Below are 20,484 nucleotides of genomic sequence, written 5' to 3'. Positions count from 1 at the left end.
ATTTTCATAAAAAAGCCGGAGCATGTCATATGACTGCCCCGGCTTTTTTGCGTCTTGCCTATATCACTCAGCCGGTGGCGTTCACACCATTACGCCGCAGGATGTTTGTTGCCGGAACAAACACAAACCCCTTGGCCTGCATTTCCGGAATCCAGCGTTGCAAGGCGTCAAGCGTCAGGTCGCGTGGATGGCCAATGGCAATGGCATAGCCTTGCTTGCTTGCGACTCTTTCAATCCGCTGCAACATACCGGCAATTTTTTCGGCATCGTCGGCATCATCGATAAAAACATCACGTTCCAGAGCCGGAATGCTGTTTTCCCGGGCCAGACCATATCCCACCGACTTGGCACTGGTTTTGGAATCCAGAAACAACAACCCACGGGATTTCAAAACATCCATTAATACTTGCATCCCTGCCGGGTCAGATGTGAATTTGCTGCCCATATGGTTGTTAATACCGACATAACCATCAAACTGTTCCAGCATCCACGATATTTCAGACAGGATCGCCACCCTGTCATACTCGGTTTTCAAAACATGTGGCCCCGGATCAACAAAGGCCGATGATGGTTCCATCGGCATATGCAACATGACTTCATGCCCTTTGGCACGGGCATCATTTACCTGACGCTGTAAATCACGGGCATAGGGCAGATATGAAATCGTCACCTGCCCCGGTAAATCCAGCGTACGTGCCGTACGTGCCTGATCCAGACCAGCATCGTCAATCACAATGGCAATCACCGGTGCCGGGCCTGTTTGCGGCGTCAGGGCAGCATATTTGCGCCACGGCAGATCTTCGGAACCAGACATTACGTCAGGTACCGGCGCAACAGATGGTGGAAGATCGTCCGGAATCGCGGCGGTTTGGGCTTGAGGTTCTACCGCCGGAGAATCTTTGCGGGGCGCAGGCCGTCCGACCATATAGCCGGTGCGGTTTTCCCGGCCCGTGCCATTGGAAAAATCATATTCCCTGGAAGGTTGTTCACGCGGTGTCACCTGAACCGGGTCTGTCGAGGCCGGTGTTACCACGGTTTGCCGTGAGGCCCGATCCAGTTCCAGAAGGCTGCCCGCGGCAATCACCGCCGAAAGAGCCCCGGCAAAAATCGCCCCACCCAGCATCAGGCGGCGCAAGCCCCCGGTTTTTTTCGGGTTGCGCTTTGCTGTGCCGCTGCGTTTTACAGGTTTTTTCTTTTTTGTCGGTGTTGGACGCCGTGCCACGCCATATCTCCAGTCGCGATAAACGGGTCTTGATGCCCGTCTTTTTAAGAATAACAGACACCCTGTCTGTCCTGTTGGATCGGTATTGTTAAACCATGTCGGGTTAGCAGGCTGTTAAAGCGGACAAACAGCCCCTGCAATCGCTTGACGTAGCGGCAAGGCTGTTTATTCTCGGCCACCTCCGTAACACTGGTGGCCCAAGACGCGATGTATCTGCTCATCGACAATTATGACAGCTTCACCTTTAATTTGTGGCATTATTTGCGTGAACTCGGCCCCGAGGTCGAAGTGCGACGCAATGACGAGATCACGGTGGCCGAAGCACTGGCCCGTAATCCCGAAGGAATCGTCATTTCACCCGGCCCCTGTGATCCGGACAAGGCAGGCATTTGCCTTGATCTGATCCGGGCCGCCGCAGGAAAAGTCAAATTGCTGGGGGTCTGTCTGGGCCATCAGGCTATCGGACAGGCCTTTGGCGGCAAGGTGATTCGCGCCCCTGAATTCATGCATGGCAAAATTGATCTGATCCATCATCGCAGCGACAGCGTTTTTGCGGGCCTGCCCACCCCGTTCGAGGCAACACGCTATCACTCCCTAGTGGTGGAACGCGCCACCCTGCCCGACTGCCTTGAAATCACCGCGGAAAACAAGGACGGACTGATTATGGGGCTGCGTCATCGTCACCATCAGATTCACGGGGTGCAATTTCATCCCGAAAGCATTGCCTCGGCCCACGGTCATGAATTATTGAAGAATTTCATCGATTTTTCCGCCAGCTAGGGTCACAAGCAGGATCGGAACGAAAGCAGGGAGGAATATCATGTCCGCAGAATATGATCTGAAACCGGTATTGGCCAAAGTTGCCACCGGCACCACCCTGAACGAACAGGAAGCAGAACAGGCCTTTGATGTCCTGATGTCCGGCCATGCCACCCCATCGCAAATGGGGGCCTTTCTGATGGCGTTGCGCCTGCGCGGTGAAACCATAGAGGAAATCACCGGTGCCGCCCGCGTCATGCGTGCCAAGGCCACCGGTCTGACGGCCCCGGATCGCGCGGTGGATACCTGTGGCACCGGCGGTGATGGCACGGGGACCTATAATATATCCACCGGTGCGGCGATTGTTGCGGCGGCCTGTGGGGCCATTGTTGCCAAACATGGCAATCGCGCCGCCTCGTCCAAATCCGGTTCAGCCGATGTTTTGATGGCGCTGGGCGTTAATCTGGATGCCGATATGGCGTTGCTGGAAAAATCGCTACGGGAAAACAATCTGTGTTTCATGATGGCCCCGCGTCATCATTCGGCGGTACGCCATGTCATGCCAACCCGGGTAGAAATGGGAACACGCACCATTTTTAACCTGCTGGGACCTCTGGCCAATCCGGCCAAAACCAAACGACAGGTCATTGGGGTTTTTGCCCGCGAATGGGTTGAACCTGTCGCCCATGTACTAAATCGTCTGGGATCGGAACATGCCTGGGTCGTTCACGGCCATGGTGGCCTTGACGAAATTTCGACCACCGGCCCAACCTTTGTCGCCGAGGTCAAAGACGGCAAAGTCACCACCTTTGACATCAATCCGCAAGATTACGGCTTTGCCCTTTCCGACCTTGAGGATCTTCGCGGTGGAGATGCCAATGTGAATGCCCAAGCGATCCGTGATTTGCTGGCCGGGCAGAAAAATGCCTATCGCGATATTGTCGTTTTGAATGCCGCCGCAGCCCTGATTGTCTCCGGACAGGCCCACGATCTTCAGGATGGCGTCACACAGGCGATTGCCGCCATTGACAGCGGCAAAGCCGCAACTACCTTGCAAAATCTGGTGACGATTTCCAATCAGGAGCTTCCGGCGTGAGCGACGTACTTGACCGCATCTGCAACGACAAACGTGATCATATTGCCGCCTGCAAGGCACGCACATCGTTGTCGGAACTTGAATCTGCTGCCAATGCACAAACTGCGCCGCGCGGTTTTATTGCCGCCTTGGAAAAAACCGTTGCGGCGGGCCGATACGGCCTGATTGCCGAAATCAAGAAAGCCTCGCCCAGTAAAGGATTGATTCGGGCGGATTTTGATCCATCCTTGCTGGCAAAGGCCTATCAGGCTGGTGGGGCAAGTTGCCTGTCGGTTTTGACCGATATTCCCTATTTTCAGGGCGATGACAGCTATCTGGTGGCGGCAAGAGCAGCGATTGAATTACCGGTCCTGCGCAAGGATTTTATGTTGGACCCCTATCAGGTGACCGAGGCGCGCGCGTTGGGTGCCGATTGCATTTTGTTGATCATGGCCGCCCTTGACGATACGCAGGCGAGCGAACTGGAACAGGCAGCCAATGCCCTTGGCATGGATGTCCTGATCGAGGTTCACAATGCCCCGGAACTTGAGCGCGCTCTTAAACTGAAATCAAAATTGATTGGTGTAAACAACCGAAATCTAAAGACTTTGGAGATTTCACTGACCACCACCGAAGAACTGGCATCGCTGGTTGATGCAGGCCGGATGCTGGTTGCCGAAAGCGGCCTGTTTGGCCCCGACGATCTGGCTCGGATGGCAAAGGTCGGGGCGCAATGCTTTTTGATCGGCGAAAGCCTGATGCGGCAGGATGACGTCACAGCGGCCACCCGCGCCCTGCTGTCCAAAACTAACTGAGACAAACGTTCCATCCACTGTTCCATTACGGGGATTATCATGGCCGATACACTTTCGCATATTGATGCCAGCGGCAATGCCGTGATGGTGGATGTGTCGGCCAAGGACGTGACCGCCCGCATTGCCATTGCCAAGGGCCGGGTTTTAATGGCTGCGGAAACCGCCCGCCTGATTGCACGGCACGGACATAAAAAGGGCGATGTTCTGGCGATTGCGCAACTGGCTGGCATTATGGCAGCCAAAAAAACATCCGACCTGATCCCGCTGTGTCATCCCCTGCCGCTGGATGCGGTCGAGGTCAAACTGGCGCTGGCCGATGATGGCGATGCGGTTGATATCATCGCCACCTGCAAGACATCTGGCCGCACCGGGGTGGAAATGGAAGCCCTGACCGCCGTTTCTGTCACCGCCCTGACCATCTTTGACATGTGCAAGGCCGTAGATAAAACCATGCGCCTGACTGACATCCGGGTTGTTTACAAGGATGGTGGCAAATCCGGGACATTTCAGGCCGATTGACACCGGCGTTCCGGCCCGGAAATCCGCAATATTTCATTCCTGCCCCGAAAGAATCCTCGAAATCCGTTATTTTTGCACCATGACGCTTGACCAGAGGTCAGAACCAAAGTAGAACATTTATGTATTCGGTTTGTTCTGTTTTCGGTCCGGGGGAAAATCATGCTGACGCGCAAGCAATATGAGTTGCTGGTCTATATCGACAATTATCTTCGCGATACTGGCATCTCGCCTTCTTTTGACGAGATGAAAGAAGCCCTGAACCTGAAATCCAAATCCGGCATTCATCGCCTGATTACCGGGCTTGAAGAACGTGGATTTATTCGCCGCCTAGCGCACCGCGCCCGTGCCCTTGAAGTCCTGCGCCTGCCCGACAATAATGATGACAGCGCCGCCCCCGCCACGGCAAAGGTAACATCGCTGGCCGCAGCACGCAAAACCACCCATCGGTCGGCAACCGTGCCTTCGGCCTTTTCCGAAGTCCGGGAATCGCTTTCCTTGCCGCTTTATGGCCGGATTGCTGCCGGAACGCCGATCGAGGCCCTGCGCGATCAAAGCACCCATGTACAAGTTCCAGCATCCCTACTGGGCAGCGGAGAACATTACGCCCTTGAAGTTTCGGGTGATTCGATGATTGACGCCGGTATTCTCGATGGCGACACCGTACTGATCCAGAAATGTGAACAGGCCCATGATGGCACCATTGTTGTCGCCCTTGTCGATGAAAGCGAAGCCACCCTCAAACGCCTGAAACGTGGTCGGGGCGAAGTTTTGCTGGAACCGGCCAATGCCAAATATGAAACCCGCGCCCTGTCGCCGGACCGGGTGCGTATTCAGGGGCGTCTGGTCGGGTTGTTGCGTCAGTACTGAGCCATGATGCTTTATCGCCCGCCGATGATTACCCACGGCCAATCCCCAGCATCCTGACGCACCGTCCGGTACCACGGCTTGGTCGTTGCCATGTCATAAATGGCTACCCCACCCTGATGCCATAACACATCATCATCAATAATCATCCGGTCCCCCGCGCAGGCATTGACCGGCATATCCGCCTTTAAATTCACCACAATATCGGCATGACGACAGGCATAGAATGGATCGGTCAGGATATTCGCAATCAGGATTGTCTTGCCTCCACTGCCCAGACGACAGATATCACTGTCACAATGGATCGTCGCCCGGTCCGGATGATCGGGATCAATCCCATAACGCGCCAGCCATAACGAATGATGAAAATCTGATATCCCCTTGGGAACAATAATTTTTTGATCCTCACGCATCCAAACAGACCAACCTTTCTGATCCCCGGACACCAGCATATCTGGCTGATTGTGTAACACCCCAAGAACAATGGCAATACAGGCCGGGATCATTGAAAGGACCCGCATCCGGTTGTTTTGCCAGATAATCAACCATGTGACGGCCAGCACCATCGCCCCGATTGCCACGCCATCAGGGCGTGACAGATACCATAATCCCCATGATTGCGCCGCCACCCGATCCGCAAGATATAGCAGGGCTTCCAGCCCCGGCTCCATCACCTGTAACGGCACAGATGCCAATCCGAAGGGCATGGCAATCATCGCCAGAACCATCACCGGCATCACCCAGAATGCCATCAGGGGAATCGCCGCCAGATTGGCAAAAATCCCCAACAGTGATATCCGCCCAAAATGAAAGACAATGATTGGGGCTGTTGCAGCCGTCACCAGCAAACTGGTAATCAGCAAGGCCAGAAAATACCGGGATAATCGCCCGCCGGGGCCCAAATCTGCGGCCCCGGTAAACCAGCGCCGCCCGATCCCGTTATAAAACGCCACCAAAACGACCACAGCGGCAAAGGACAACTGAAAACTGGGTCCCAGAATGGCATCGGGCCGCACGATCAAAACCACAAGGGCGGCAAGGGCAACCAGCCTCAATGAAATTGCCCGCCGGTCCACCAGCACTGCAAACAACACAATACCGGTCATGACATAGGCACGCTGGGTCGGAACCGTTCCCCCCGACAGAACCAGATAAAAGGCCCCGGCAATCATCGCGGCACAGGCCGCCCATTTCTTGATCGGATAGCGTAATGCCAACGGTGGAATCGCCGCCAGCACCAGGCGGACAAAAAAGAATACCGTCCCGCACAACAACCCCATATGCAGGCCGGAAATCGCCAGCAAATGCGCCAACCCTGACTTACGCAAATCCTCGGCAATTTTGGGGGATATATCCCCCCGTTCCCCGACAATCAGCGCACTGGCAACACTGGCGTGATCCGGGGCCATCGCACGGTTAACTTCCGCCATAATGGTGTGACGAACATCGCTGATCCTGTCGCTCCATCCATGCAAAAAGCCGGATGTCGCGATTTGTGTCACCTGATAATTGCGGCCAAAGACAAACCCGGTCGCCCCGATTCCATCCAGATAAAGTCTGCGGGCGAAATCCGGGTCCCCCGGCACCGCGGGCGGGCGCAAGGGAAACAAACGTCCGGATACCGTAATGACATCCCCTGCCCCAAAATCCGGCGTTCCGGGCATCGATATCCTGACCTTGCGCGGGTGGTTCTCCGGTTCCATCCCCTCTATCATTATCGGCGCAAGGATAATGCGGGTCCGTCTGGCTTGGGGTTCAATCGCGATCACCCTGCCGGAAAGTGCGGCACTGTATAATGTGCGCTTCAAGGTCGGACCGCCATCCGCCCAAAGGTGAAAAGCACTGATCGCCATACCACAACAAACTGCCAACAGCAGGACGGCACCGAAAAACAGCAGGATATGTCGCCGGGAAAACCAAAGAATCAGCAGCGAAAGAATCAGGACCGCGCCAACAATTTCAGGGGTCGGTTGCGCAGGAAGCGAAAAATACCAGGCACACCCCAACCCAAAGAAGAGGGTGCAAGCCAAAATCCAGCGCCCGCGATCTTCGGCAAGGGCTGTTGAAAATGAATCAGATAGCGTCCAAACCCTTTGAATAAAAGAATATTTTCCGGGCGAAATACGACGAATGTTCAATAGCCTGTCACGCTGACTGTTCCTATCTATCATCGGCTGTGGTGCAACGGGGTCCCTTATGTGTTATAGCCTGCACGCCAAATGCTTAATCGACAAGCAACAACATCCAGATAACGGACAGATTGAATGACGGTTGTTACCCGTTTTGCCCCGTCCCCGACCGGGTTCCTGCATATCGGCGGTGCACGCACCGCCCTTTATAACTGGCTTTATGCCAAACATACCGGCGGCAAATTTCTGATACGGATCGAGGATACCGACCGCGAACGGTCGACCCCTGAAGCCGTTGACGCCATTTTTGACGGCCTGAAATGGCTGGGCCTGAATGCCGATGAAGAACCGGTGATGCAGTTTGCCCGGCGCGACCGCCATGCCGAAGTCGCCCACAGTCTGGTTGCCGCAGGCAAAGCCTATTTCTGTTACTGTTCGCCCGAAGAATTGCAGGAAATGCGCGAAACCGCCCGCGCCGAAGGCCGCCCGATGAAATATGACGGTCGCTGGCGTGACCGCGATGCATCCGAAGCCCCGGAAGGTATCAAGCCCGTGGTGCGTCTAAAATGCCCACAGGAAGGCGAATCGATCATTTCCGATCAGGTTCAGGGCGATGTCCGCGTCGCCAATGATCAGTTGGATGATTATATCATTCTGCGCGGCGATGGTACCCCGACCTATATGCTGTCGGTGGTGGTTGACGATCATGACATGAACATCACCCACGTTATTCGTGGGGACGACCACCTGACCAATGCCTTTCGTCAAAAAGCGCTGTATGACGCGATGGGTTGGGATGTCCCGGTCTTTGCCCATATTCCGTTGATCCACGGCCCGGATGGAGCCAAGCTGTCGAAACGCCACGGGGCGCTGGGAGTTGATGCCTATCGCGATGAAATGGGCTTCCTGCCCGAGGCCATCAATAATTACCTGCTGCGTCTGGGCTGGGGTCATGGTGATGATGAAATCATCTCGCAGGAACAGGCGATTGAATGGTTTGACGTCAAGGATGTTGGCAAAGGCGCATCGCGTTTTGATTTCGCCAAACTGACCAATCTGAACGGTGTCTATATCCGTCAGGCCGATGATCGCCGACTAGCATCCGATATCGCGCCGCTGATTGCACGCAATATCGGGCTGGCCGAACTGAATGCCGATCAGGTTGAAAGCCTTGTCAAGGGTATGTCGGGCCTTAAGGAACGGGCCAAAACCCTGATTGAACTTGCCGATTCTGCGGCCTTCTATGTCACGGACGGTGTTCTGACCTTTAATGAAAAGGCCCAGCCCCTGATCGACGAAGCCCCGCAAGGCTTGTTCCCGGCATTGGTGAGCGCACTTGATGCCGTTACGATCTGGGAAGAAACCACCATCGAGGAAGCCGTCCGTCAGGTTTCCGAAACCCTTGATGTGAAGCTGGGAAAAGTGGCACAGCCCTTGCGGGCCGTACTGACCGGATCCAATTCATCACCGGGTATTTTCGAGGTCATGCAAGTCCTTGGAAAGACCGAAACTCTGGTGCGTATCCAGCGTTTCTGTGCGAAATAACGGAATGACACTAAAGCTTTAATTAGTCTATTTGCGCTTTTTGCATTGCGGCATTATGCTGCGTCCAACCTGGGGGCCAACCTCATTTAAAGAGACAATTCTGTTTGAATGAGTTTGGTCCCTGAAACCGTCTTTTAAAAGGGAAGGAAAAAAGTCATGGCACACAATACCAAGGCTTCCCATACCGTGACGTTAACTGACAATTCCAATGGCAAGACCATTGAGCTTCCGGTGCTTCAGGGAAGCATCGGACCGTCGGTTATCGACATTCGTAAACTTTATGCTGATACGGGCTATTTTACCTATGATCCGGGTTTCACCTCGACCGGCAGTTGCGAATCTACCCTGACCTATATTGATGGTGATGTTGGCATTCTGCGCCATCGCGGTTACGCGATTGACGAACTGGCAGAAAATGCAGACTTCCTCGAAGTCTGTCATCTGCTACTCTATGGCGAACTTCCCAATGCAACCGACAAGAAACAGTTTGAAAATGACATCACCATGCACACGATGGTGCATGAACAGATGCGCAATTTCTATAACGGTTTCCGCCGCGATGCCCATCCGATGGCGATCCTGTGCGGTGTTGTTGGTGCCATGTCGGCCTTTTATCATGACAGTACCGACATCAATGACCCGAATCAGCGTCTGATTTCGGCCTATCGCCTGATTGCGAAAATGCCGACAATCGCCGCCATGGCCTATAAATATTCTATTGGCCAGCCGTTCCAGTATCCGCAGAATGACCTGCCCTATGCAGCGAACTTCCTGTCGATGATGTTTGCCGTCCCCTGCCAGAAATACGAAGTCAATCCGATTCTTGCCAAGGCAATGGACCGCATTCTGATTTTGCATGCCGACCACGAACAGAATGCATCGACTTCGACCGTCCGTCTGGCCGGGTCATCCGGTGCAAATCCGTTTGCCTGTATTGCCGCGGGCATAGCCTCGCTTTGGGGGCCTGCGCATGGCGGTGCGAACGAAGCTGTTCTGAAAATGCTCAATGAAATCGGTGATGTCAAAAACATCCCGGCTTTCGTTGCCAAGGCCAAGGACAAGGATGATCCCTTCCGTCTGATGGGTTTTGGTCACCGGGTTTACAAAAACTACGATCCGCGCGCCAAGGTCATGCAGGAAACCTGTCACGAAGTTCTCAAGGAACTCAATGTTCAGGATCCGCTGCTTGACGTTGCCCAGGAATTGGAACGTATCGCCCGCGAGGACGAGTATTTCATCGAGAAAAAACTCTATCCGAACGTCGATTTCTATTCCGGTATCATCTTCAAGGCGATGGGTATTCCCGAAAGCATGTTTACCGTGCTGTTCGCGGTGGCCCGCACCGTCGGCTGGATCGCCCAGTGGAAAGAAATGATCGAGGATCCGTCGCAGAAAATCGGCCGTCCACGTCAACTTTTCACCGGTATTATCGAACGTCCGTTTGTCCCGGTCGACAAACGCTAAAATATCGGCACATCAGCCAAAATCAAAAGGCCCGGAATTTTCCGGGCCTTTTGTCGTTCTGTTGCAGAATCGGAGATTACCAGTTGCCGGTATTGGCCATGCTGACCCACGGTTCAGCCGGGGCAAGGGACTCTCCCTTTTGCAGGAACTCGATTGAAATCCCGTCGGGGGAACGGACAAAAGCCATATGGCCATCACGCGGTGGGCGGTTGATCGTCACGCCGCCATCCTGCAATTTCTGGCACGTCGCATAGATATCATCGACTTCATAGGCCAGATGACCAAAATTACGCCCGCCGGTATAGTCTTCCGGGTCCCAGTTATAGGTCAGTTCCAAAAGCGGAGCCTGGGTTTGACCCGCCAGTTCCCTGTCTGCGGGGGCCGCAAGATAGATCAGGGTAAAACGGCCCTTCTCGCTTTCATAACGGCGGGTTTCAATCATGCCCAGCAGGCCGCAATAAAAATTCATCGACGCATCAACATCTTCGACACGTACCATAGTGTGCAGATAACGCATTGGGTTCATCTCCGTCAGTGCGGGTTTCAATGCCCCAAACTAGCGTTTTACCCCACCCGGTTACCAGCCTGTTTGAGTTTATTTTTTGCAATGACATCCAAAACAACATCAGCGGCCTTGTCACTGGGCGGAATATCGCCAAATCCCAGAAAACGCGATGCCGTTTCAAACCCCTGCTTGTGAACGGTTCTGGTTGCTTCGTCAAAAATCATCTTTTCCAGAACCGGCAATATCTGATCCGCCTTACAGTTTTCCTGCAAAAATTCAGGCACCAGTTTATTTCCCAGCACCAGATTCACAATCGTTGCCGTATCAATCCGCACCAGCCGTCGCACCAGCCACGCCGTCACCGGATGAACACGATAGGCAATCACATGCGGCACCCCGGCAATCGCCAGTTCCAAAGACACCGTTCCAGATGCCGCCAATGCGGCATGGGACACAGAAAATGCATCACGGCGATCCTGATCCCCCAAAACCACAATCGGTTTGCACGGCCATTTTCCAGCCTCTGCCGTCACCATATCGGCAACCTTGCTGACGGTGGGGATCACAATCTTGCACTCGGGGTATCTGGCAGTTAACTGCTCCACCCCTTCGGCAAAAACCGGTAGCAGTTTTTTAACTTCAGAATGGCGGCTGCCGGGCAATACCGTCACGATTTTCTCATCTTGGCCGATGCCGTGCACATCGCGAAACCGGGCGGCATTGCCATCATGGCGTTCTTCAACGGCGGAATGGCCGATAAAACTGGTCGGCAGGCCTTCTTTCTCGAAATACGGGGGCTCGAATGGCAAAATAGCCAACAGATGATCCAGAAAACCGGCAATCTTCTTTGCCCGCCCCGGTCGCCACGCCCAAACCGATGGCGCAACATAATGCACAAGCGGGATTCCCGACCCAGCCAGCCTTTTGCCAACCCGAAAACTGAAATCCGGCGCATCGATGGTAATGACAACATCCGGACGTTGGTCACGGGCATAATCGGCGGTCTGACGGATGCGGCGCAACAAATGCGGAATATGGGGAATAATTTCGGCCAGCCCCATCACCGACATTTCATCCATCGGAAAAAGGCTTTCCATCCCCTCGGCAATCATACGCGGGCCCCCAACGCCAATGAATTGGATATCGGAGTTTTTACGCCGAAGCGCCGCCATCAGACGACCGCCCAGTTGATCGCCAGACGCCTCGCCCGCCACCAGCATGATTTTAACGGAATCATTCAGGATCATTGGCTTCGTCCAGCGTCATGCCAACAACAAATAGGTCATATTGATTGGCAAGATCAACAACATGGTCGCGATCAATGATCAGTGTGCCGCCTGCCAGCAACGCTACCCCGCGCAATCCCGCCTTATGGGCGGTTTCGATGGTGATCGTGCCAATCGCGGGCAAATCAAGGCGTTTGTCCTGTTGGGGCTTGCTGGACTTGATCAGCACACCACCAACACCATCCCGGGCATACAGGGCTGAACGCCGCACCATTTCATCTGTGCCTTCAATCGCTTCAAGGGCCAAAACCAGCCCCTGCTGGACAACACATCCCTGCCCGACATCAGCCGAACCCAGCAACCGCGCAATTTTCAAGCCATGCATAGCATCGCGGATTGCCTGATCATCAGGTTTGACACGCCCCAGAACACCTTCGGGTGTCACAAGGTCTGTCAGAATGTCATGCACTCCGACCAGACGAAAACCTTCTTTTTCCAGTTCCTGCCCGACCAGACGCAACAAATCGTCATCGCCCAATGCGCGCAGCCCCATTTTCATCAGCATACGTGCCCCGCGCCAATCAGGCCGGATTCCGGCAAGTGATGGTCGCCGGACCTTACCCGCCAGAACCACATCCTCGCACTTCTCGGCTTTCAGGCTCCCCAAAATCCGAGAAGCAGCCCCAAGGCGAACGACGGTGTGTGGAACGGTTTGCAGCATCGGGTCATTGGCATGCCCTTCCAGCGCAACAACGAATACCGCCCGCCCCGAGGCCTGTGCGGCTTCGATAAGGCGGGCAGGAAGATCTCCACCCCCGGCAATGATGCCGAGTTTACCCTGCTGAGCTGTCATATTTCGGCGTACAGACCGAGCGCATGCTCTCGGCTTTCAAAAAACTGATGATTTCCATCACCGGACCGACGCCGTCGAAATCCTTGGAGACTTCTTCGACCCGTTCGGCCAGCGTGCCTTCCTGTGCAAATAAAAGCCGATAGGCCTTGCGCAGAGAATGAATGGTCTCACGGTCAAATCCCCGGCGTTTCAAACCGACAATATTCAAACCCGAAAGATAAGCACGGTTCCCGATGACCGAACCATAGGGAATAACGTCACTTTCAACCCCGGTCATGCCGCCAATCATGGCGTGACGCCCAATGCGCACAAACTGGTGAACTGCAGATAGACCACCGACAATCGCAAAATCATCGACCAGAACATGCCCGCCCAGTGTGCCGTTATTCACAATGATGCAATGATTGCCAATATGACAGTCATGGCCGACATGGGATCCGGTCATAAACAGGCAGTCATCCCCGATCGAGGTCAACATTCCGCCACCCTCGGTTCCCGGATTCATGGTCACACCCTCGCGGATATTGGCTCGCTTGCCAATCACCAGTCGCGATGGTTCCCCCTTGAATTTCAGATCCTGTGGGGCATGCCCGATGGATGCAAACGGGAAAACCGCACTGTCATCACCAATTTCGGTAATGCCGGTCACCACAACATGCGAATGCAGCCGGACCCGGTCACCCAGTGTTACCGCCGCGCCGACCGTGCAATAAGGGCCGATTTCAACGTCGGCACCGATCTTTGCACCATCTTCGACAATGGCCGTCGGATGCACCTTTGACATTATTAATTGCCCCGGATCATGGCTGCGATGGTTGCCTCGGCAACGACTTGTCCGTCAACCCGCACTTCACTTTCAAATTTCCAGACCGGCCCGCGGCTTTGTTTCTTTTTGACATGAATATGCATCACATCGCCAGGCACCACCGGTTTGCGGAAACGGGCATTGTCGATACTCATGAAATAAACCAGCTTGCCTTCGGACTCCCCGCCCAAAGTATGCACAACAAGGATCGCTGCCGTCTGGGCCATGCTTTCGATGATCAAAACACCAGGCATGATCGGCTGTTGCGGGAAATGACCGGTAAATTGCGGTTCATTCATCGTGACATTCTTGATGCCCGTGGCTGATTCCCCGGCATCAATATCAATCACCTTGTCGATCAGCAAGAACGGATAACGATGTGGAATCATTTCCAGAATGCGCTGGATATCAACATTTACCAGTTCGGTCATTCGTGCAGTCCTTATTGCTTTTTTCGTATCAACCGTGACAGCGCCACGGTCTGTTTATGGAATTCCATCATCGGGACAGCAGGGCTGCCACCCACGACTTCCCCCGCCTTGACATTACGCATCACACCGGCCTGCGCTGAAATCCGTGCGCCATCACCAATTTCAAGATGCCCGGCAATGCCTGCCTGTCCGCCGACAACGACAAAACGGCCCAGTTTGGTTGAACCGGAAATACCGACATTGGCAACAACCACACAGCCCATGCCCAATTCGACGTTATGTCCGATCTGCACCAGATTGTCGATCCGGCACCCATTGCCAATCACCGTATCCGGACCAGCCCCGCGATCAATCGTGGAATTGGCCCCGACTTCAACATCGTGGCCAATAATCACCCGGCCCAGCTGCGGCACTTTCAAATGTCCCTGTGCGCCCATGGCAAAGCCAAAACCATCCTGCCCGATCCGCGCACCGGAATAAATGATGCACAAATTGCCAATCATGCAATGGCTCAAGGCGGCACCGGCACCAATATGGCACCCGTCGCCAATCACAACGCCCCTGCCGATCACCGCATTGGCCGCAATATGCGTCCCGGCCCCGATTTCGACACCGGCTTCGATCACTGCACCGGGATCAACCTGCACCCCTGTGGCCAAAACGGCTGACGGATCAACAAAAGCCCGGTCAGAGATAACCCCATTGGCATCAGGTGCCTGATAAAAGGCACGCGCCGCCTTGGCATAGGCACGGTAAGGATCATCCGACAAAAACAGAACCATGCCCGAAGGTGCCCGGCTGGCAAATTCTTCACGGACAAAACAGGCCCCAGCCTTGCTTGCGGCAAACGCATCAAGATATTTGCGGTTATCAAAAAAGCTCAGACAGTTTTCATCGGCAGTTTGCAGCGGAGCCACATCGGAAACACTCAGATTTTCAGGGCAGCCATCAGCAATCATGGCACCGGAAATTTCTGCAATTTCGGCAATGGAAAACGGGCCTTTACGCTCGAAAAAACGCCCATCCGCCATCAGGATGCTTCCTTGAATTGCACCGTAAAGGTTGGCATAGCCGCATTGACACGATCAAATACTTCCTTGCTCGCATCCATCGCATTTGCATGAAGGATAACCTGGCTTTTATGCAAAACCAGTGTTGCGCTTCGTTCTTCGGCAACATCGGCAATGATTTCAATCAGCTTTTTCTGAAACGCTACACGCGCCTCATTGAGGGATTCATCCAGAACCTTGTTGCGTGCCTGGGCAAATTTCTGAAATTCGGCCACTTTTTGTTGAAATTCTTGGCGTTTTTGTTGCAGGACCTCAGCACTCAGCAAGGTTCGCTGCTGGGCGATCTTCTGATCTTCCTCCCGTAGCTCCTGCTGCCGCTTTTCGATTTCCTGCTGATAGCCATTGCGGCGTTCTTCAACCTGTTTGCGAATATCTTGTGGTGCGGATGCTTCACGCATGATGCCTTCAAAATCGACAATCATGACAATTGCCGACGTTTCAGGGTTTGCTTCCTGTGCCGTAACCGGGGCATAGCTGGCGCTGGCGGCCAAAAGAGTAACCGCAACCAGCATTTTTTTTGCAATATTCATGATATCCATCAGAATCTGGTTCCGAAGTTCAGACGGAACACTTCCTCTTCGTCAAAATCTTCTTTCATGATCGCCTGTGAAAGATCGACGCCAATCGGTCCAAACGGCGATTCCCAACCAACGCCAACCCCTACAGAACTGCGTAGTGAGCCGGTATCATAGATTTCCCCCGGACGGGCTCCATCGACATCCCGCGAAGAACCGAAATCGCTAAAGACGCGCCCGGTAATCGCAAATTCGGATGGCAGACCAAGCGGGAAATCAAGTTGCACTGACCCCGTGTAAAACATCTTGCCACCGACAGCATCGCCTGACGCAATGTCACGCGGGCCAACCCCCGATGCGGCAAAACCGCGCAAATTGCTGCCCCCAACAAAGTACCGCTGGGAAACGCGGGTATCATCGCCAATGCCAAAAATATAACCCGACGATCCCTTTGCGCTCAACACCCATTCCTTTTCCCGATCCATCGGAATGTAATATCCGCCAGATACACGGGAATTCAGATAAGTTTCGGATCCGCCAACCCCTGCAAAATCATTGGAAAGCTGAACGAAATACCCATCTTTAGGCGACACCGCACTGTCACGCTGATCATAGGTCAAAGTGTGGCCAACTGATGACACTGAAAATTCGGGGTCTTCTTCACGGATAAGGCGCGATGCATCACTGTCGATATCGGAATATTCGTTGAATTCCAGACCATAACGCACCGACTGGCTCAACTGTTCCGAATACCGAAATCCACTGCGCAAGCCAAAGCCGGTTTTCTGTTCATCATACGAACTTTCATCCTGATTGTCGATTTCGCGCCGGAAAATGTCAAACCCGGCACTGACATCGCGATCCAGGAAATAGGGTTCGGTAAAGGACAGGTCAATCTGGCGGTTCGTCGATCCCAAGGTAAAGCCAAGCCGCAAATCCTGCCCTTTGCCCAGCAGGTTCCGTTCCCGGATACCAGCCTGACCAAAAGCCCCCTGATCGGTACCGTAACCGGCCCCGATCGAAAATTCGCCGGTCGATTTTTCCTCGACATCGACTTCAAGAATTGTCTGATCCGGCGCATCACCGGGCAAAGTCTTGACATCAACCGTTTTGAAAAAATTCAGGTTTTCAACGCGCTGACGGGACCTCTTCAACCCGGAACTGCTAAAGGCATCACCTTCAACCAGACGGAATTCACGCCGAACCACTTCGTCAAGCGTGCGGCTATTGCCCACCACATCAATCCGCTGGACATAGACCTTCGGCCCTTCGGTAATGGTCAGGGTCACGTCAATCACATTCTCATCGCGATTTCGCTGCAAATCCGGGCGCACTTCGATAAAGGCATACCCCTGATCGCCGACATGATCGGACACGGTCGCAATCATGTCTTCAACATAATCGGCGTTGTACCACTCGCCTTTTTCAAGCTGAATCAGAGGATAAAGTGTCTCGGGATCAACCTTGTCGATCTGGGAAACAATATTGATGTCGCCGAAACGGTAACGGCTACCCTCGGTAACGGTATAGGTAATAAAAAAATCCGAACGGTCCGGTGTTAGTTCAGCAACCGACGACATCACCTGAAAATCGGCATAACCCGCGGAAAGATAAAACCGGCGCAGCAATTCGCGGTCAAAGGTCACGCGATCCGGATCATAATTGTCGTCCGATGTCAGAATACGCCACCAAGCCGTTTCGGTGGTGCGGACAACTTCGCGCAATTCGCCATCACTGAACGCCTGATTGCCGACAAAATTGATGCGGCGAACGCCGGTGGCGTCCCCTTCGGTAATTTCAAAAACCAGATCGACACGATTTTGTTCAAGCTGAATGACTTTTGGCTCAACCGTGGCGGCAAACCGCCCGGAACGCCGATAAAGTTCCAGAATCCGCTGAACATCGGCCTGAACCTTGGTGCGGGTATAGACCACACGCGGGCGCAACTGAACTTCGGATGACAGAACATCATCCTTCAGGCGCTGGTTTCCTTCAAAGGCGATCTGATTGATGATCGGGTTTTCGACCACCTGAATCCGCATCACGCCATTGTCAAAAGCAATCGAAACATCGGCAAAAAGACCGGTTGCGAACAAAGCCTTGAGCGATTCGTTGATCTTTTCAGGATCGTAAGAGTCTCCCTCACGAACCGAAAGATAAGCATTCACCGTACCAGCTTCGATACGGTTATTGCCATCAACGGCAATTTCGCGAATGGCGGGAAAGGTCTGCGCCTGTACCGAAACCGGAACAATCGCAGAAACGGCACCGCTCGCAAGCGCTGACAAAATAACGGCTATTCGTACTTTACGCAGCAAAACCAACCCCCAGATATTCGCCGTCATCAGCCCACAAGGCCCTTGAAGAAATTCCAGACGCCCAATTGCGCCAGATCATTCCATGTCGCAAAAATTATCAAGCTGAATATCAAACCTGCGCCCACTCGGAAACCATATTCTTGTGCGCGGGCTCCCATTGGTTTGCCCCTAATGGCTTCGATGGCATAAAAAACCAGATGTCCGCCATCCAGAACCGGCACCGGCATCAGGTTTATTAACCCCAGACTGATCGACAGATACCCCATAAAAAACAGCAACGGCGCAAGACCGCCTTCCGCAACTTCACCCGACATCTGGGCAATACGGATCGGCCCACCCAGTTCGCTGCTGTCGCGCTGGCCGGAAATCATTTCACCTAACGCGCCAAGTGTCTGTGCCGTCAGATTATATGTCGAGGAAAAAGCCTTGCCAATCGCTTCGACAGGGCCATCGCGCTGCGTTTCAAAGGCTCCGGCGGAGACGCCAAGACGGCCAAATCTTTCGGCATTTTCACCCTCGCCCGCGACGATCAATTCCGGCGTCGCCACGATCTCGATAAATTGGTCATTCCTAGTGACAGACAGAGTAACAGATTGCCCGCCTTTTTGACGCACAATGGCCGACAATTCATCAAACCAGGCAATGTCCTGCCCATCAATGGCCACGATCCGGTCCTGCGATTGCAAACCGGCAACCGCCGCCGGGCTTTCGGCCACCACATCTCCGACAACCGGCAAGGCCCGTTGCTGACCAACGACGGCAAACAAAACCGCAAAAACGATCACGGCAAAAATGAAATTGGCAAGCGGACCGGCAAAAACAATGGCAGCACGGGCCCAAAGGCTTTTGTGATGAAAGGCATGCTTGCGATCTTCGTCGCTCAGATCATCACGCTGCCCGACGCTGGCAGGATTCATATCGCCAAACATCTTGACATACCCGCCCAGCGGCAGGGCGCTAACCTTCCAGCGTGTCCCGCGCTTGTCGCGCCAGCCAAACAATTCCGGACCAAAACCGATTGAGAAGGCTTCGACTTTTACGCCAGAACGGATTGCGACCCAATAATGCCCGAATTCATGCACAAACACCAAAACCGACAAAACAAAAAGGAACGCAAGAATAGTTTCCATCAGACGTTTTACCTTGTCTCGAAAAAAGAAAAATCAGGCAAATTGCCCGGCAATGATATCAATAGTTTCACGACGCGCAGCCTGATCAATGGCAAAAACCTGATCAAGCGTCGTCAATTGTTCCGTTCCCAAACGATCCATCGCCATTTCCACCAGTTCGGCAATTTGTAAAAAACCGATTTTTTCGGCAAGAAAGGACGCAACCGCAATTTCATTTGCCGCATTCAAAACAATGGGCAGGGTCCCGCCCGCCTGCAATGCCTCACGGGCCAATCGCAATGCCGGAAACCGGTCCGGGTCAGGTTTCTCGAACGTTAATTGCTGCAAAGTGGCAAAATCAAGGCGCGGCACATCAATCCGCAAGCGTTCCGGCCAGGCAAGGGCATACGAAATCGGCGTACGCATGTCTGGCATCCCCATCTGCGCCAGAACCGAACCATCGCTGTATTCTACCATACTGTGAATAAGCGACTGCGGATGGACCAGAACGTCAATCCGCCCTTCCTCAACCGGAAACAGGCGGCATGCCTCAATCAGTTCAAGACCCTTGTTCATCATGGTCGCAGAATCAATGGAAATCTTGGCTCCCATATCCCAATTGGGATGCGCCAACGCCTGTTTCGGCGTTACCCGGGACATATCCTGTTTCGACCATGTCCGGAAAGGTCCGCCTGATGCCGTCAACAAAATCCGTTCGACCTGCGAAACAAGAGGTACTTCCAAAACCTGAAAAATAGCACTGTGTTCTGAATCAACCGGGATCAGGGTTGCCCCGTGGCTGGCGACCTCCTGCATCATCAGATCACCAGCACAAACCAGCGTTTCCTTATTGGCAAGTCCGACTGTCGCCCCCCGACGGATCGCGGCAAGTGTCGCTCGCAGCCCGGCCGCCCCGACAATTGCCGATATCACGATGTCGCTGGGCCGGGTTGCCGCCTCGACCACGGCGGCTTCGCCTGCGGCAACGGCAATGCCGCTTCCGGCCAGTGCCTCGCACAGATCACCATATAAATCCGGATCAGCAATCACCGCCAAAGATGCCTTCAGGGATTTCGCCGCCGCCGCAAGCCCCGCAACATCTTTATGGGCTGTGACCGCATCGACATCAAACCGGTCCGGATGCGCCTGCAACACATCACAAGTGCTGCTCCCGACAGAGCCGGTAACACCCAGAACGCAGACTGATTTTTTTTGGGTCATCAAGCACCAGTTAAACAGGATATCGCCGATATCAAATAA

Annotated in this window: 19 protein-coding genes; 7 read left to right on the top strand and 12 right to left on the bottom strand. The window is 53.8% G+C overall.

Annotation, left to right across the window (positions count from 1 at the left end; all coding sequences use genetic code 11):
• Window positions 1-67: 67 nt before the first annotated feature.
• Window positions 68-1,222 carry a divergent polysaccharide deacetylase family protein gene (locus tag Q8O73_RS06765; protein ID WP_305556720.1) on the bottom strand — a complete coding sequence of 385 codons (1,155 nt, stop codon included), beginning with the start codon at window positions 1,220-1,222 and terminating at the stop codon, window positions 68-70.
• 207 nt (window positions 1,223-1,429) lie between these two features.
• On the opposite strand from Q8O73_RS06765, the gene Q8O73_RS06760 reads away from it, so the two are divergent.
• From Q8O73_RS06760 to lexA, 5 genes are all read left to right on the top strand, one after another.
• Window positions 1,430-2,002 (top strand): aminodeoxychorismate/anthranilate synthase component II, encoded by a 573-nt coding sequence (locus Q8O73_RS06760; RefSeq protein WP_305556719.1) that lies wholly within the window; start codon window positions 1,430-1,432, stop codon window positions 2,000-2,002.
• A 40-nt stretch (window positions 2,003-2,042) separates the two neighbouring features.
• Window positions 2,043-3,077, top strand: a complete 1,035-nt coding sequence (gene trpD, locus Q8O73_RS06755) for an anthranilate phosphoribosyltransferase (protein ID WP_305556717.1) — start codon at window positions 2,043-2,045, stop codon at window positions 3,075-3,077.
• Window positions 3,074-3,871 (top strand): indole-3-glycerol phosphate synthase TrpC, encoded by a 798-nt coding sequence (trpC, locus tag Q8O73_RS06750; RefSeq protein ID WP_305556715.1) that lies wholly within the window; start codon window positions 3,074-3,076, stop codon window positions 3,869-3,871. Before trpD ends, trpC begins: the two co-directional genes overlap by 4 nt.
• Window positions 3,872-3,910: 39 nt before the next feature.
• A complete protein-coding gene (gene moaC, locus Q8O73_RS06745; RefSeq protein WP_305556713.1) occupies window positions 3,911-4,390 on the top strand; it encodes a cyclic pyranopterin monophosphate synthase MoaC in 480 nt (159 codons plus the stop codon).
• A gap of 159 nt (window positions 4,391-4,549) precedes the next feature.
• Window positions 4,550-5,257, top strand: a complete 708-nt coding sequence (gene lexA / locus Q8O73_RS06740) for a transcriptional repressor LexA (RefSeq protein WP_305556711.1) — start codon at window positions 4,550-4,552, stop codon at window positions 5,255-5,257.
• An 11-nt stretch (window positions 5,258-5,268) separates the two neighbouring features.
• On the opposite strand, the gene Q8O73_RS06735 is transcribed toward lexA, so the two are convergent.
• Complete coding sequence (locus Q8O73_RS06735; RefSeq protein WP_305557915.1) at window positions 5,269-7,260, bottom strand: ComEC/Rec2 family competence protein; 1,992 nt, start codon at window positions 7,258-7,260, stop codon at window positions 5,269-5,271.
• 258 nt (window positions 7,261-7,518) lie between these two features.
• Here Q8O73_RS06735 and gltX point away from each other — a divergent pair, with 258 nt between their 5' ends.
• A complete protein-coding gene (gene gltX / locus Q8O73_RS06730) occupies window positions 7,519-8,928 on the top strand; it encodes a glutamate--tRNA ligase (protein WP_305556708.1) in 1,410 nt (469 codons plus the stop codon).
• Window positions 8,929-9,084: 156 nt separating this feature from the next.
• Window positions 9,085-10,392 carry a citrate synthase gene (locus Q8O73_RS06725; RefSeq protein WP_305556706.1) on the top strand — a complete coding sequence of 436 codons (1,308 nt, stop codon included), beginning with the start codon at window positions 9,085-9,087 and terminating at the stop codon, window positions 10,390-10,392.
• A gap of 76 nt (window positions 10,393-10,468) precedes the next feature.
• Here the strand turns inward: Q8O73_RS06725 and Q8O73_RS06720 are convergent, their stop codons facing one another.
• The 10 genes from Q8O73_RS06720 to Q8O73_RS06675 are packed head-to-tail and all read right to left on the bottom strand — an operon-like array spanning window position 10,469 to window position 20,445.
• Window positions 10,469-10,909 carry a VOC family protein gene (locus Q8O73_RS06720; RefSeq protein ID WP_305556703.1) on the bottom strand — a complete coding sequence of 147 codons (441 nt, stop codon included), beginning with the start codon at window positions 10,907-10,909 and terminating at the stop codon, window positions 10,469-10,471.
• Between the two features lie 47 nt (window positions 10,910-10,956).
• On the bottom strand, window positions 10,957-12,144 hold the full coding sequence (lpxB, locus tag Q8O73_RS06715; protein ID WP_305556701.1) for a lipid-A-disaccharide synthase: 1,188 nt from the start codon (window positions 12,142-12,144) through the stop codon (window positions 10,957-10,959).
• On the bottom strand, window positions 12,131-12,976 hold the full coding sequence (locus Q8O73_RS06710) for an LpxI family protein (protein ID WP_305556699.1): 846 nt from the start codon (window positions 12,974-12,976) through the stop codon (window positions 12,131-12,133). Before Q8O73_RS06710 ends, lpxB begins: the two co-directional genes overlap by 14 nt.
• Window positions 12,957-13,760 (bottom strand): acyl-ACP--UDP-N-acetylglucosamine O-acyltransferase, encoded by an 804-nt coding sequence (lpxA, locus tag Q8O73_RS06705; RefSeq protein WP_305556697.1) that lies wholly within the window; start codon window positions 13,758-13,760, stop codon window positions 12,957-12,959. The genes Q8O73_RS06710 and lpxA overlap by 20 nt, the downstream gene beginning before the upstream one ends.
• Before the next feature lie 2 nt (window positions 13,761-13,762).
• The gene (gene fabZ, locus Q8O73_RS06700; protein ID WP_305556694.1) at window positions 13,763-14,212 is read right to left on the bottom strand and encodes a 3-hydroxyacyl-ACP dehydratase FabZ; all 450 of its coding nucleotides are present in this window, start codon (window positions 14,210-14,212) and stop codon (window positions 13,763-13,765) included.
• Window positions 14,213-14,223: 11 nt separating this feature from the next.
• A complete protein-coding gene (gene lpxD / locus Q8O73_RS06695; RefSeq protein WP_305556692.1) occupies window positions 14,224-15,243 on the bottom strand; it encodes a UDP-3-O-(3-hydroxymyristoyl)glucosamine N-acyltransferase in 1,020 nt (339 codons plus the stop codon).
• Window positions 15,243-15,812 (bottom strand): OmpH family outer membrane protein, encoded by a 570-nt coding sequence (locus tag Q8O73_RS06690; RefSeq protein WP_305556690.1) that lies wholly within the window; start codon window positions 15,810-15,812, stop codon window positions 15,243-15,245. Before Q8O73_RS06690 ends, lpxD begins: the two co-directional genes overlap by 1 nt.
• An 8-nt stretch (window positions 15,813-15,820) precedes the next feature.
• A complete protein-coding gene (gene bamA / locus Q8O73_RS06685) occupies window positions 15,821-18,142 on the bottom strand; it encodes an outer membrane protein assembly factor BamA (RefSeq protein ID WP_371135049.1) in 2,322 nt (773 codons plus the stop codon).
• Window positions 18,142-19,245 (bottom strand): RIP metalloprotease RseP, encoded by a 1,104-nt coding sequence (gene rseP, locus Q8O73_RS06680; RefSeq protein ID WP_305556687.1) that lies wholly within the window; start codon window positions 19,243-19,245, stop codon window positions 18,142-18,144. Before rseP ends, bamA begins: the two co-directional genes overlap by 1 nt.
• 33 nt (window positions 19,246-19,278) lie before the next feature.
• Window positions 19,279-20,445, bottom strand: coding sequence for a 1-deoxy-D-xylulose-5-phosphate reductoisomerase (locus Q8O73_RS06675; protein ID WP_305556685.1), 1,167 nt, complete (start codon window positions 20,443-20,445; stop codon window positions 19,279-19,281).
• Between the last annotated feature and the right edge of the window lie 39 nt (window positions 20,446-20,484).

The organism is Thalassospira sp. (assembly GCF_030690045.1).
Taxonomy (GTDB): domain Bacteria; phylum Pseudomonadota; class Alphaproteobacteria; order Rhodospirillales; family Thalassospiraceae; genus Thalassospira.
The sequence above is the reverse complement of the archived record's forward strand: the minus strand, read 5'-3'. Positions and strand labels throughout refer to the sequence as shown.